General features: G+C 70.4%; 13 protein-coding genes and 1 tRNA gene. 7 read left to right on the top strand and 7 right to left on the bottom strand.

All coding sequences use genetic code 11. The features are described from left to right. Window positions 1–446: HAMP domain-containing protein (locus E1J50_RS17120; protein ID WP_132255051.1), on the bottom strand; the 446-nt coding region annotated here is incomplete at its 3' end. 360 nt (window positions 447–806) lie between these two features. Then, window positions 807–881: transfer RNA gene (locus E1J50_RS17115), tRNA-Gln, on the bottom strand. Between the two features lie 93 nt (window positions 882–974). On the opposite strand from E1J50_RS17115, the gene E1J50_RS17110 reads away from it, so the two are divergent. Together E1J50_RS17110 and E1J50_RS17105 are read left to right on the top strand one after the other, a co-directional pair. After that, window positions 975–1,718: an SDR family oxidoreductase gene (locus tag E1J50_RS17110; RefSeq protein ID WP_165937899.1), complete on the top strand. Its 744-nt coding sequence runs from the start codon at window positions 975–977 to the stop codon at window positions 1,716–1,718. A 145-nt stretch (window positions 1,719–1,863) separates the two neighbouring features. Continuing rightward, window positions 1,864–3,498 (top strand): peptide chain release factor 3, encoded by a 1,635-nt coding sequence (locus E1J50_RS17105; protein WP_132255050.1) that lies wholly within the window; start codon window positions 1,864–1,866, stop codon window positions 3,496–3,498. A gap of 4 nt (window positions 3,499–3,502) precedes the next feature. Here the strand turns inward: E1J50_RS17105 and E1J50_RS17100 are convergent, their stop codons facing one another. Continuing rightward, window positions 3,503–3,955, bottom strand: coding sequence for a response regulator (locus E1J50_RS17100; protein WP_132255049.1), 453 nt, complete (start codon window positions 3,953–3,955; stop codon window positions 3,503–3,505). Window positions 3,956–3,987: 32 nt separating this feature from the next. Beyond that, window positions 3,988–4,455, bottom strand: coding sequence for a BLUF domain-containing protein (locus E1J50_RS17095; RefSeq protein WP_132255048.1), 468 nt, complete (start codon window positions 4,453–4,455; stop codon window positions 3,988–3,990). 257 nt (window positions 4,456–4,712) lie between these two features. On the opposite strand from E1J50_RS17095, the gene E1J50_RS17090 reads away from it, so the two are divergent. The 5 genes from E1J50_RS17090 (at window position 4,713) to E1J50_RS17070 (ending at window position 10,638) form a co-directional block, all read left to right on the top strand. Next, window positions 4,713–6,104, top strand: a complete 1,392-nt coding sequence (locus E1J50_RS17090) for a flagellar hook protein FlgE (protein WP_132255047.1) — start codon at window positions 4,713–4,715, stop codon at window positions 6,102–6,104. Window positions 6,105–6,152: 48 nt separating this feature from the next. Beyond that, window positions 6,153–8,027, top strand: coding sequence for a flagellar hook-associated protein FlgK (flgK, locus tag E1J50_RS17085; RefSeq protein ID WP_132255046.1), 1,875 nt, complete (start codon window positions 6,153–6,155; stop codon window positions 8,025–8,027). Window positions 8,028–8,035: 8 nt separating this feature from the next. After that, complete coding sequence (locus E1J50_RS17080) at window positions 8,036–9,847, top strand: hypothetical protein (RefSeq protein WP_132255045.1); 1,812 nt, start codon at window positions 8,036–8,038, stop codon at window positions 9,845–9,847. A gap of 159 nt (window positions 9,848–10,006) precedes the next feature. Next, window positions 10,007–10,270, top strand: coding sequence for a hypothetical protein (locus E1J50_RS17075; protein WP_132255044.1), 264 nt, complete (start codon window positions 10,007–10,009; stop codon window positions 10,268–10,270). Window positions 10,271–10,317: 47 nt separating this feature from the next. Next, on the top strand, window positions 10,318–10,638 hold the full coding sequence (locus tag E1J50_RS17070) for a hypothetical protein (protein WP_132255043.1): 321 nt from the start codon (window positions 10,318–10,320) through the stop codon (window positions 10,636–10,638). 31 nt (window positions 10,639–10,669) lie between these two features. Here the strand turns inward: E1J50_RS17070 and E1J50_RS17065 are convergent, their stop codons facing one another. Genes E1J50_RS17065 through E1J50_RS17055 form a run of 3 tightly spaced genes read right to left on the bottom strand, consistent with a single transcriptional unit; the run spans window position 10,670 to window position 12,656 of the window. Further along, entirely contained in the window at window positions 10,670–11,149 is a 480-nt protein-coding gene (locus E1J50_RS17065) for a hypothetical protein (protein ID WP_132255042.1), read from the bottom strand. Then, window positions 11,139–11,501, bottom strand: coding sequence for a rod-binding protein (locus tag E1J50_RS17060; protein WP_132255041.1), 363 nt, complete (start codon window positions 11,499–11,501; stop codon window positions 11,139–11,141). Before E1J50_RS17060 ends, E1J50_RS17065 begins: the two co-directional genes overlap by 11 nt. 39 nt (window positions 11,502–11,540) lie before the next feature. Beyond that, a complete protein-coding gene (locus E1J50_RS17055; protein WP_132255040.1) occupies window positions 11,541–12,656 on the bottom strand; it encodes a flagellar basal body P-ring protein FlgI in 1,116 nt (371 codons plus the stop codon). Window positions 12,657–12,685 lie beyond the last annotated feature (29 nt).

The raw sequence follows: 12,685 nt of genomic DNA, 5'->3' as shown, positions 1-12,685 counted from the left end.
TTGAGCTGATCGACCATGGTGTTGACCACCTTGCCGATCCGCAGGAACTCGCCCCGCAGCGGGCGGCCCTCGATCTCGATCTGCATGGTCTGGCCGAGATCGCCCTTGGCGACCGCGCCGATCACGCGCGCGACCTCGGTGGTCGGCTGGACGAGGTCGCCGATCATCGAGTTGACCGAATCGACGCACTCGACCCAGCCGCCGGTCGCGGAGGGGAGCTTGCCCCGCTCGCCGATCCGCCCGTCCTTGCCGACCGTCCGCGCCACGCGGTCGAGCTCGCGGGCGAGGCCCTGGTTCAACTCGACGATGTCGTTGAACGCCTCGGCGATCTCGCCGTCGATTCCGGTGAGATCCAGCGGCAGACGGACCGAGAAATCCCCTTTTCGGAAGGCCCTCAGGCTCTTCAGGAGAAGCTTCGGCTCGAGCTGCGAGGGCAACGGCGACATGGGCACACCTACGGACGACGAGGGTCCGCGGCGCTGGCAGGGGTCTGAGCGAGGCTCTCCGCGGGTCGGGCATCCAACGCGGCGGGAGAAGCGTATCGTCGGCCCTGCCGGAGCTGCGGAACCCCCTGCTGGTACGTACGTGTAGCACGCTGCGCAAGCTCAACCGATAGTTGTCGTTACGTCTCTGCTACGGTCCCTGTGCAGCGGCGAGCGTATTCGATGCCGCCCGCGCCCGTTCCGGGCCGGGACGCCTGCGTATTGGCGGCGATGCGGGGCCGCGGATATCGATGGGTCGAGTTTCGTCGGCGCGGAGCGTTGCGCGAGGCTGCCGGCTGAGGGGCGGCGAGACGACGGGGAGATTGGCTGGGGCGCCAGGATTCGAACCTGGGAATGGCGGTACCAAAAACCGCTGCCTTACCACTTGGCGACGCCCCACCGAGGCCAGCGCTGTCTAGACGGCGGCGCTTCCGGAGGCAACAGGGTTGCGCGGGAACGCGTGGCGGGAGAACGCGTGGCGGGAGAGAGACGATGGGCAGGAAGGTCGCGATCGTGACGGGGGCGGGGTCCGGCATCGGCCGGGCGGTGGCGCTCGGCCTCGGACGGGCCGGCTACGCGCTGGCGCTGGCCGGCCGGCGGGCGGAGCCGCTGCGGAGCCTCGCGGGCGAGATCGGCGCCGACGCGCTGCCCGTGGAGACGGACGTGACCGACCCCGATTCCGTGGACCGACTCTTCGCGGAGACGGGGCGGGCCTTCGGGCGGCTCGACGTCCTGTTCAACAATGCGGGCGTGTTCACCCCGGCGGTCAGCGTCGACGCGGTGAGCCTGGAGGATTGGCGGGCGAGCGTCGACACCAACCTCACCGGCGCCTTCCTGTGCACGCGCGCGGCCTTCCGGATGATGAAGGCGCAGGACCCGCGCGGCGGCCGCATCATCAACAACGGGTCGATCGCCGCGCAGGTGCCCCGGCCGAACTCGGCGCCCTACGCGGCCACCAAGCACGCCATCACCGGGCTCACCCGCGCCACCTCCCTCGACGGGCGGCCCTTCGACATTGCCTGCGGCCAGATCGACGTCGGCAACGCCGAGACGGACATGACGCGGGCCTTCGCGGACGGGGCCCGGCAGGCGGACGGCTCGATGCGGCCCGAGCCCGTGATGGATGCGGCGCACGTGGCCGACGCCGTCGTCTACATGGCGGGGCTGCCGCTCTCGGCGAACGTCCAGTTCATGACGGTCGTCGCGACCAAGATGCCCTATATCGGTCGCGGCTGAGGGGGCGGCGCCTTTGCCAATCGGGCGCGATGCCCATACATAGCGCCTGTCGGCGCCCGGCCTCGGCGGGGCGCGCGAGGTCTCGATCCCCCCTCGGCCCGAGAAGACGAACGCCCCGCGCGGGGCGCGAGAGCCTTTGTCCGCCATGCTGATGCAGACGCAGAACCCGAGCGACGCCAAGGCGGAGCCCAAGGCTCCCGCCGACCCGGTGGCGCGCCGCCGCACCTTCGCGATCATCTCGCACCCGGATGCGGGCAAGACCACGCTCACCGAGAAGCTGCTGCTCTTCGGGGGCGCCATCCAGCTCGCCGGCGAGGTGAAGGCCAAGCGCAACCGTGTCTCGACCCGCTCCGATTGGATGGGCATCGAGAAGGAGCGCGGCATCTCGGTCGTCACCTCGGTGATGACCTTCGAGTACGGCGATTGCGTCTTCAACCTGCTCGACACGCCGGGCCACGAGGATTTCTCGGAGGACACCTACCGGACGCTGACGGCGGTCGATTCAGCCGTGATGGTGATCGATGCGGCCAAGGGCATCGAGGCGCGCACGCGCAAGCTCTTCGAGGTCTGCCGCCTGCGCGACATCCCGATCGTCACCTTCGTGAACAAGCTCGACCGCGAGGCGCGCGACCCGTTCGACCTCCTCGACGAGATCGAGAAGACGCTCGCCCTCGACGTGGCGCCCGTGACCTGGCCGATCGGCCGCGGCCGCAGCTTCGCGGGCACCTACGAGCTCGGCTCGAACCGCGTGCGCCGCCTCGACGCCGCGGACGATGCCGGGATGGTGCCCGTGTCGGGCCTCGACGACCCGCTCTTCGACCAGCTCCTGACGGAACAGGGCGAGGCGGCCGGCTGGCGCGAGGAGGCGGAGCTCGCCGAGGGCGGCCTCAAGGCCTTCGACCTCGCGGCCTTCCGCGAGGGGCATCTCACGCCCGTCTTCTTCGGCTCGGCGCTGCGCAATTTCGGCGTGCGCGATCTCATCGACGGGCTCGCCCGCTTCGCCCCGCCCCCGCGGGGCCAGGACGCCGACAAGCGCCTCGTCGAGCCGACCGAGGCGCGCATGACCGGCTTCGTCTTCAAGATCCAGGCGAACATGGACCCGAACCACCGGGACCGGATCGCCTTCATGCGGGTCTGCTCGGGGAAGCTGAACCGGGGCATGAAGGCGCGGCTCGTGCGCACGGGCAAGCCGATCTCGCTCTCGGCGCCGCAATTCTTCTTCGCGCAGGACCGCGCCATCGCCGACGAGGCGTTCGCGGGCGACGTCGTCGGCATCCCCAACCACGGCACCCTGCGCATCGGCGACACGCTCACCGAGGGCGAGGACCTGCTCTTCCGCGGGGTGCCGAGCTTCGCGCCCGAGATCCTGCGCCGCGTGAAGCTCACCGACGCCATGAAGGCGAAGAAGCTGCGCGAGGCCCTGCAGCAGATGGGCGAGGAGGGCGTCGTGCAGGTCTTCCTGCCGCATGACGGCGCGCAGGCCATCGTCGGGGTCGTCGGCGCGCTGCAGCTCGACGTGCTGAAGGAGCGCCTCCAGGCGGAGTACGGCCTGCCGGTCGATTACGACGCCACGCGCTTCACGGTCTGCCGCTGGATCGCCTCCGACACCGAGGCGGAGCTCGACCGGTTCATCGGCGCGCACGGTTCCTCGATGGCGAGCGACCTCGACGGGGCGCCGGTCTTCATGGCCACGACCGCCTTCTCGCTGCGCTACGAGGAGGAGCGCTGGGAGAAGATCCGCTTCACGGACGTGAAGGACTACCAGAAGCGGGCGGCCTGAGCCCTCAGAACTTGCCGAGCATGGGGAAGTCGACGCTCAGCGTCGATTCCGTGGCGAGCGGCGCCTCGCGGCGGCGCGGCTTGCGGTTGAGCACCTGCTTCAGCTTGCTCTTCAGGACCGACATGTCGAACGGCTTGAGGATGAAGGCGTCCGCCCCCGCCTGATGGGCGACGTTGATGTCCTCGAAGTCGAACGACGACTCGGTCAGGATGAAGGGCGTGTTCATCAGGGCGTCGTCGCCACGGATCTCGCGCAGCAGCGCGATCCCGTCCATCGGCTCCATGTCGAGATCCGAGATCACGAGCGCGAAGCGGCGCTCGCGCATCAGCGCCAGCGCGTCCGGGCCGCTCGTGACGCCCTCGACCTCGGGGAAGCCGAGGCGGTTCATCAGCATGATGACGAGCTTCAGGAGCTTTTCCTGGTCGTCGACGACGAGGATCGGGGGCGTGTCGCTCATGGCGTGTGTCGGCTCGTGTCCGGGCGTCGGCGTCAGATGAAGAGGTGGTCGATGCCCTGCTTGGACATGGCGTCGGCCTGAAGGCCGATCGCGAGGCTGTGGATCACGCCCGCCTTCGGCGTGCCGCGCTGGAGCTGCGGCAGCAGGCTGGCCTTGTTGAACAGGGTCTCCGTCGCGGAATTGCGGATGCCCGTCTTGAAGGAATGCACGAATTCGCGCTTGGCGATCTCGCGCCACTCGCAGATCTGCACGTCGCGGTGCCGCTGGTCCTCGGCGATCCGGTTGAAGGTCTCCTGGATGGACATGCGCTCGCCCTCGATCACCTGGGCCGCGAAGTTCTGCTCGATGATCAGGAAGCTCGTGATCACGGCGAACTCGTTCTTCTTCTGGGCCTGCCGCGTGATGTCGCCGAGCTGGCTCGCGCGCAGCTGCGGGTCCGAGGACAGGTTCAGACGGGAGAAATAGATGAGATGGACGAGGCTCGTCCGCTTCGCGCGCATAACTGCATTTGTCCGCCGTCGATCGGGAGCATCTTAGTCGGCCCGGAAATAACGGTGCGTAAACGCGCGCGGCGCCCTCCGGCAAACCCGGCAAAAGCTGCCGGGGGGCGGAAGCGGCGCCCCGGCGTTTTTGCCGGTGCCGAGCCCTGAGCCTCGTGTTTTCAAGGGGTTAGGGCTGGCACGCCGGTTGCGGGGCCTGGGATTGCGGGCCGCTCCTTGTCGCGGCGCCCATCGCGTTCAGGCCGGAACACCAAGCCATGGATATCTTCACCGCGCTGCAGACGGCGGTCACCGGACTGAAGGCGCAGTCCTACGCCATCGGCAACATCTCTGGGAACATCGCGAACTCGCAGACGACGGGCTACAAGCGCATCGACACGAGCTTCGTGGACCTCATCGCCGAGCAGACCCCGAAGCACGAGGTGGCGGGGACCGTGCTCGCCCAGGCGCAGCTCACGAACACGCTCCAGGGCAACATCACCGCCACCAACGTCAGCACCAACATGGCGATCAACGGCGACGGCTTCTTCGTGGTGCAGAAGAAGGTCGGCGACGCCAACGGCCAGCCGAGCTTTGCCGGCACGAGCCTCTACACGCGGCGCGGCGACTTCACGGTCGACAAGGACGGCTACCTCGTCAACGGCGCCGGCGGCTACCTCCAGGGCGAGAATCTCGACCCGGTGACGGGGCAGGTGACGACGACCGGCCCGGTCAAGGTCTCGAACGCGACGCTCCCCGCCCGGCCGACCACGGAGGTGACCTACACGGCCAACCTGCCGAAGACGCCGATCACCGCGAACTCGCCGACCACCGGCTCCGCTCTCTACACCCCGCCCGCCAGCATCACGCCCGCCCCGGTCGTGATGGCGACGGACGGCTCGCGCACCGACGGCCTCCAGATCCCGGCCGCGAACGCGCCGGACTTCATCTCGAACAGCATCGCCGGCCCCTCGCTCACGGTCTACACCGAGAGCGGCGCCCCGCTCTCCCTGACGACCCGCTGGGCGAAGCTCACCGATGCCACGGCCGCGCAGCCCGCGGTCTGGAACCTCTACTACGCGAACACGAGCAGCGGCACGGGCGCCAGCACCGCCTGGACCAATGCGGGCACCGGCTTTGGCTTCGATCTCGCGGGCCAGGCGGTCTCGACCATGCCCGCCAAGGTGACGATCGCGAACCTGACCGTCGACAACACGAGCCTCGGCAACGTGGTCGTGAACATCGGCAAGAACGGGCTGACCGAGTACTCGGACGCGACAGGCAAGACGAGCACCAACACGCTCTCGCAGAACGGCTACACCAAGGGCGACCTCAACAGCGTCGCGGTGACGGCCGACGGCAAGATCGTCGGCAATTACTCGAACGGCTCGGCCCTGCCCATCGCGACGGTCGGCCTCGTCCGCTTCGTCAACCCGGACGGCCTGAAGCCCGATTCCGAGGGGAACTACCTGCAGACGATCGATTCCGGCGTGCCGCTGACCGGCCTGCAGGGTTCGACCGTGGTCGGCGGCAACGTCGAGCAGTCGAACACCGATATTGCGGGTGAATTCTCTAAGATGATCGTAACCCAGCAAGCCTACTCTGCGAACACGCGCGTCATGTCGACCGCGCAGCAGATGATGTCCGATCTGCTCAACGTGATCCGCTGACGGTGGCGTGCCGCGAAGCCCTGAGCGCGCCCGGCCGGGAGGTGTGACATGTCGGTGAACGCCCTCGGCACCGCGACCGCCGGCCTGCAGGCCATGCAGGCGGCGATCGGCATCGTCTCGCAGAACGTCGCCAATGCCGGCACGGCGGGCTATGTCCGCCGCACGCTCACGCCCGTCTCGATGGGGGCGGGCAACAACGGCGTCGCGGTCGGCACGGTGGCGCGCACCTTCGACGAGGCGGCGCTGAAGCAGCTCCGGCTCGAGACGGCGGGCGCCGCCTACACCTCGGTCAAGGCCGACGTGATCTCGCAGATCGACAAGCTCTACGGCACGCCCGGATCCTCGACGGCGCTGGACGGCATCCTCAACACCTTCACGCAGGCGCTGCAGACGCTCGCCGCCAACACCAACTCCACCGCCGCCCGCACCACCGTGGTGCAGACGGCCGCGACGCTCGCGGGCCAGATCGGCAGCATCGCCAACAGCGTCCAGGAGCTGCGCAGCGGCGTCGAGAGCCGGCTCGGGACCGAGACGCGCGCGGCCAGCGACCTCCTCTCCTCGATCGCCGACCTCAACATCAAGGCCACGAGCACCTCGGACGACGCGACCCGCGCCGCGATCCTCGACCAGCGCGACCAGCAGATCACGCAGCTCTCCAGCTACTTCGACGTGAAGACCGTGGCGCAGCGGGACGGGACGGTGAGTGTGCTCACGACCTCCGGCGTCACCCTCGTGGACCGTGGCCTTTCCGCGACGCTGACCTTCGACGGGCGCGGCACGCTCGACGCGAAGGCCGCCTACGCGAGCGATCCGAGCAAGCGGGGCGTCGGCACGATCACGGCCACGACGCCGGGCGGCGCGGTGATCGATCTCGGCGAGCCGGGCACCCTGCGCTCCGGCACCCTCGCCGCCGAGTTCGAGCTGCGCGACACGATCCTGCCGCAGGCCCAGCGCCAGCTCGACGACCTCGCGGGCGGGCTCGCCCGCGCGCTCACCGACCAGACGGTCTCCGCGACCGCGAGCGCCGGGGTGACGCCCGCCCAGGCGGATCTCGACCTCACCGGGATCAAGCCGGGCAACACCGTCACGGTGCCGATCCAGCAGAACGGCGTGGTGCGCAACGTCATCCTGATCGCGTCCGGCGTCGGGACGCCGAACGTCGACCCGGCCCAGACGGCCGACCCGACCGCCCTCGTGCAGACCTTCGACATCTCGGGCGGGCCGTCGACCTACGGCGCCTCCCTTCAGACGGCGCTCAGCGCGCTCTCCGGTCGCGTCAGCCCGGCCCTCGACATCACCGCCACCGGCGTCTCGGGCGGGAGGGTGCGCTTCGAGAGCCCCGGCACGTGGCAGGTCGCGTCGGCGAGCGCGGGGATCACGAAGCCCGCCTCGGCGAGCGACGTGAGCTCCGGATTCCCCTACATCCCCCTCTTTGTCGACGGGACGAGCAGCCTCGTCACGGGCTCCTTCGATGCCGGATCGCAGCTCACCGGCCTCGCGCAGCGCCTCGCCGTGAACCCGGCGGTCGCCAACAACACGGCGAGCCTCGTCGCGGGGAGCGCCACCAGCACCTCCCCCGACACGGTGCGGCCGCTCTTCCTCTACGACGCCCTGACGAGCGCCAAGCAGACCTTCTCGGCGGCGAGCGGGATCGGCGGCATCGACGCGCCGCACAGCGCCAGCGTGGTCGGATTCACGCAGGACATCATCGCGGCGCAGGGCGCGGCCTCGGTCAACGCCCGGAACCTCGACGAGGGCCAGGGCGTGGCGCTGGCGACGGCGCAGGGGCGCTTCTCGTCGAGCGCGGGCGTGAACATCGACGAGGAGATGTCGCGCCTGATCGAGTTGCAGACCGCCTACACCGCCAATGCCCGCGTGCTCACGGCCGCCCGCGACATGCTCGACACCCTCCTGCGGATCTGAGGGCAGCCATGACGACGATCTCCTCCTTCGCGGCCGGCAGCTACGTCACGAACCGCAACACGCAGGGCATCCTCAACCTGAAGAGCCAGCTCGACACGCTCTCGACGCAGCTCTCGACGGGGCGCACCGCGGAGACCTATGGCGGCCTCGGCTCCGGCCGGGTGACGAGCCTCGGCGCGCACGCCACCCTGAGCGCCCTCGACGGCTACGACGCGGCCATCGACAGCGCGAAGACGCGCGTCGCGCTCGCGAGCGCGAGCGTCAGCCAGGTCATCAAGCTCTCGACGACCCTCACCACCGGCCTGAGCAACAACATCCTGGGCGCGGCGAGCGCCACCACGAACGCGCAGCTCGCCCGCACCAGCCTCGACGGCGCCCTCGACGCCCTGAACCAGCAATCGGCCGGCCAGTATCTCTTCGGCGGCCGGATCACCGACGCCCCGCCCGTCCTCTCGAGCGACGTGATCCTGAAGGGCGATCCGGCGAACGGGCTCGCCGGCCTGACCACCCTCGTCCAGGAGCAGAAGGCGGCCGATCTCGGCGCGCCCGACAAGACCGGCCGCCTGAAGCTGACGGCGACCGGCACGACGCTCAACCTCAGCGAGGACCCCGCCGACACGACCGGCGAGAGCCGCGCCAATTTCGGGTTCCGCTTCGCCAAGGCCCCGGTCGCGACCGGCACTGCGATCTCGGTGACGCCGACCTCGACCGCCGCGCCGACGCAGGCCACGCTGAACCGCGCCCCGCAGGTCGGCGAGAGCTTCCGCGTCGTCGTCAACCTCGCCGACGGCAGCCAGAAGACCCTCGACCTCACCGTCCGCGACCCCGTCCCGGCCGGCTCGACGGACAGTTTCGGGCTCTTCGGCAGCGCCGCCGCGGCGAGCACCGCCCTGCAGGCGCTCGCCGGGCCGAACGGGGAGGTGGCGAGCTTCCAGAGCGCGGCCACGCCCGCGCTCACGGCGAGCTTCGGCGGCGGCTCGCCCGGGGCCTACGGCATCGCGGTGACGGCCCAGCCGAACCCCGGCGACACGGTCACGGTCAGCCTCAAGCTCCACGACGGGACCACGACGACGGTATCCCTGACCGCCAAGGCGCCGCCCGCGACGGGCACGCCGGGCGAATTCGTGATCGGCGCCGACCCGACGGCGACCGCGCAGAATCTGAACACCTCCCTGAAGACGGCGCTGCAGAACGCCGCCGCGGGCCCGCTCTCGGCGAGCTCGACCACCCGCGCGGCGAAGGATTTCTTCGCCGGCTCGCCGGTCGCGGGCTTCGAGCCCCGGCGCATCACGACGGACGGCGCCGGCAACCCGGTCTACGGCCAGTCGCCGCAGAACAAGACCGTGATCTGGTACCAGGGCGAGGATTCGGGCGGTGCGGCGCGCGACACGGCGAGCGTGCGGATCGGCGCCAACCGCGACCTGCCGGTCGGCGGGCGGGCGAACGAGCCGGCCTTCCAGGAGGCGCTGGCGGGCATGGCGGCGCTCGCCGTCGAGGTCCTCGCCGATCCCGCCGGCGCCGTGACGAACGACCGCTTCCAGGCGCTCGCCTCCCGCACGTCCCAGATCCTCACGAACGCCAAGACGTCGCCCGGCCTGCCCGAGATCGCGAGCGATTACAGCCTCGCCTCGGCCACGCTGACGAGCGCGGCGGACACCAACCGCACGACCCGGGCGACGCTCCAGGATTCTCTCGAGGGCGTCGAGAGCGCGTCGATGGAGGATGTGGCGGCCAAGCTGCTCGCCGTGCAGAACCGCCTGCAGGCGAGCTACCAGGTCACCTCGATGATCTCGAAGCTGTCGCTCGTGAACTACCTCTGATCCCGTCCTCCCGCACGCCGTCGTGAGGCAATCCCGGCCCGGGCCGGGGTGCCGGACCGTGCCGCCATCCGCGAGGCGACCACATTGTCGCCGTCTTGAGGGCGTCTGCAGGTCGCTCACGGTGGGGAAAGGGCTTCGCGGGAACAGCGGGAGACGGTCATGGAACAGCTTGCTCAGTCGATACGCGCCCTGAACCGGTTCGCCGGCGAGGCACCGTCCGGCGCGATCCTGCAGGCCGAGGCCGCCGTGGACGCCTACGTCTCGGATTTTCACGACCGCGCCGACAAGGTCGTCGCGCTCGACATCCTCCTGCGCGACCTCGCGCGCCTCCGGCTTCGCGCTCCCGAACTCGACGCCTTCCTCGACGTGGTCGAGGGCCATATCGACGATCTCCACCGCGACCTCGCCCGCCGCCCGTCCTGAGCGCGGGCATCGGACGGAGGGGCTCGGCTCAGCGGGAAGGGCGAGGGATGACGGGGCGTGTCGTGGCTGTCCTGATCGCGGCCGGATGCTGGGCCGGGAGCGAGGCCGCGGCGCGCGACCTTGCCCGCGCCCAGGCGCCGGACGGGCTCGTGGCCTGCCCGGAGCAGGGCGCCGGCTTCGTCCGGGCGAAGGGCGCGCGGACCTGCTTTCGCCTGTCGGGCCGGGTCGGCGCCGGAATCGACGCGCGGACCGGCGCGGGCGCCCGCGTCGCGCCCTCGGCCGCGGGCCGCTTCGCGATCGACACCCGCAGCGAGTCCGAGTACGGGCCGGTGCGCGCCTTCGTGCGCATGGGGCACGGCCGGCCCTGATCCGGCAGGGCAGCCGGGCCGCGGGCCCGGGTCACAGGCTGCGCGAGAGGACCAGCGGGCCGCTGCGCGTGCCGCTCCCGGAGGGGGAGGGGCTCGTGGACGGGGAGCCGTAGACGCTCGGCGCACGGGCGCGGCCGATCTCGTCGGCGAGCGACTTGATGAGCCCCTCCGACACGGTCTTGGCCGTCGCCAGCACCGTCTGGTTGGCCTCGACGACCTGCGCGAAGCGGCGATGGGCGGCCTTCAGGCTCTCGACGCCCTGGGGCGCGAAGCGGGCGAGCGCGACCGCGTTCAGCTTCGCCGATTCGGCACCCTGGAAATACGCGGCCGCGAGCGCGCTCTTGCGCTCCGAGAGGCCGATCCCCTCGCGCAGGCGGCCGGCCCGCACATGGGCACTCTCCTCGCCGAGGACGGTCTCCAGGGCCTGCATGATCCCCATCACCTCGGCGACGAGGGTCTCGGCCCCGGCGCGATCGGCGATGCGGAGCGGGGCTCCCCGATCAGGCGCCACGGTTGCCCTCCTGCAGACGCATCATCTCGCGATAGACCTGATCGGCGATGCCGACGCCGCCCGATTTCACGACCTGCGTCGCGTATTCCTTGGTGAGCATCGAGCGGTAGACGCCGCCGCCGGTGCCGTTCTCGCCGAGCGGCCCGTCCGTGCCCTCCGACTGGGTCAGGCGGTCGAGGGATTGCTCGAGGAACATCGACTCGAACTCGGACGCGGTCTTGCGGGCCTTGGTCTTGGCGGCCTCGGTCGCGGAAGAGGCGTCGGGCTTCGAGGCCGCCGCGGCGATGGAGCCGGCGATCGACTTGCCGACCCCGATGGCCGCCGTGGCGGCGAAGGTTGCGAGCGGGAGCATCGTTTCACCTCGCGGAGGGACGGGGAGAGGAGGGGACCATCACATCAGGTCGATGTCGGCCTGGAGGGCGCCCGCGGCCTTGATGGCCTGCAGGATCGAGATGAGGTCGCGCGGGCCGACGCCGAGGGCGTTGAGCCCGTCGACGAGTTCGCGCAGCGTCACGCCCTCCTTCACGAGGGCGAGCTTGTTGCCGTCGCCGGTATCGACCTTCACGGCGCTGCGGGGCACCACGACGGTCTCGCCGTTCGAGAGGGGGTTCGGCTGGCTGACCTGCGGCTGCTCGGTGATCGTGACGGTGAGGTTTCCCTGCGCGATCGCCACCGTGGAGACGCGCACGTCGCGGCCCATCACGATGATGCCCGAGCGCTCGTCGACGACGACCTTGGCGGTCTGGTCGGGCTCCACCTTGAGCTGCTCCACCTCGGTCACGAGGCGGATCATGTTGCCCTGGTAGCGCGGCGGGATCTGGATGGTGACGGTGGCGGGGTCCGTCGGCTCGGCCGTGTCCGCGCCCATGAAGTCGTTGATCGCGGCCGCGATCCGCTTCGAGGTCGTGAAATCGGGGTTGCGCAGCGAGAGGCGCAGGGAGCGCGCGTCGTTCAGCCGGAACGCGATCTCGCGCTCGATATTGGCGCCGTTCGAGATGCGCCCGTTCGTCGGCACGCCGCGGGTGATCTTGGCGGCCTCGCCCTCGGCCGCGAAGCCGGCGATCGCCACCGACCCCTGCGCCAGGGCGTAGACCTCGCCGTCCGCGCCGAGGAGCGGCGTCACGAGGAGGGTGCCGCCCTGGAGCGACTTGGCGTCGCCGAGGGAGGAGACGGTCACGTCGATGCGGGTCCCCTGCGCGGCGAAGGGCGGCAGGCTCGCCGTCACCATCACGGCGGCGAGGTTCTGCGTGCGCATGGTGGCGCCGCGGGTGTTCACGCCGAGCCGCTCCAGCATCGCCTGCAGGGATTGCTTGGTGAAGGGGATGTTGTTGAGTGTGTCGCCGGTGCCGTTGAGGCCGACGACGATGCCGTAGCCGACGAGCTGGTTCTGGCGCACGCCCTCGATCGAGGCGAGGTCCTTCACCCGCGACAGGGCGAGGGCCGGCCCGGTCCAGGTGATGAGGGCGCCGAGCGCCAGGAGCCAGATCGTCTTCAGGGTGCGGGTCATGCCGGGCATCGCGGGAGCAGCTGCCCCTC

Source organism: Methylobacterium segetis, assembly GCF_004348265.1.
Taxonomy (GTDB): Bacteria; Pseudomonadota; Alphaproteobacteria; order Rhizobiales; family Beijerinckiaceae; genus Methylobacterium; species Methylobacterium segetis.
The sequence above is the reverse complement of the archived record's forward strand: the minus strand, read 5'-3'. Positions and strand labels throughout refer to the sequence as shown.

What these genes read in the sequence shown, in the direction of transcription:
- E1J50_RS17105 (WP_132255050.1), top strand. Translation starts at nt 1,864, where the DNA reads ATGCTGATGCAGACGCAGAACCCGAGCGACGCCAAGGCGGAGCCCAAG.
- flgK (WP_132255046.1), top strand. Translation starts at nt 6,153, where the DNA reads ATGTCGGTGAACGCCCTCGGCACCGCGACCGCCGGCCTGCAGGCCATG.
- E1J50_RS17080 (WP_132255045.1), top strand. Translation starts at nt 8,036, where the DNA reads ATGACGACGATCTCCTCCTTCGCGGCCGGCAGCTACGTCACGAACCGC.
- E1J50_RS17075 (WP_132255044.1), top strand. Translation starts at nt 10,007, where the DNA reads ATGGAACAGCTTGCTCAGTCGATACGCGCCCTGAACCGGTTCGCCGGC.
- E1J50_RS17055 (WP_132255040.1), bottom strand. Translation starts at nt 12,656, where the DNA reads ATGACCCGCACCCTGAAGACGATCTGGCTCCTGGCGCTCGGCGCCCTC.
- E1J50_RS17100 (WP_132255049.1), bottom strand. Translation starts at nt 3,955, where the DNA reads ATGAGCGACACGCCCCCGATCCTCGTCGTCGACGACCAGGAAAAGCTC.
- E1J50_RS17095 (WP_132255048.1), bottom strand. Translation starts at nt 4,455, where the DNA reads ATGCGCGCGAAGCGGACGAGCCTCGTCCATCTCATCTATTTCTCCCGT.
- E1J50_RS17110 (WP_165937899.1), top strand. Translation starts at nt 975, where the DNA reads ATGGGCAGGAAGGTCGCGATCGTGACGGGGGCGGGGTCCGGCATCGGC.
- E1J50_RS17060 (WP_132255041.1), bottom strand. Translation starts at nt 11,501, where the DNA reads ATGCTCCCGCTCGCAACCTTCGCCGCCACGGCGGCCATCGGGGTCGGC.
- E1J50_RS17070 (WP_132255043.1), top strand. Translation starts at nt 10,318, where the DNA reads ATGACGGGGCGTGTCGTGGCTGTCCTGATCGCGGCCGGATGCTGGGCC.
- E1J50_RS17090 (WP_132255047.1), top strand. Translation starts at nt 4,713, where the DNA reads ATGGATATCTTCACCGCGCTGCAGACGGCGGTCACCGGACTGAAGGCG.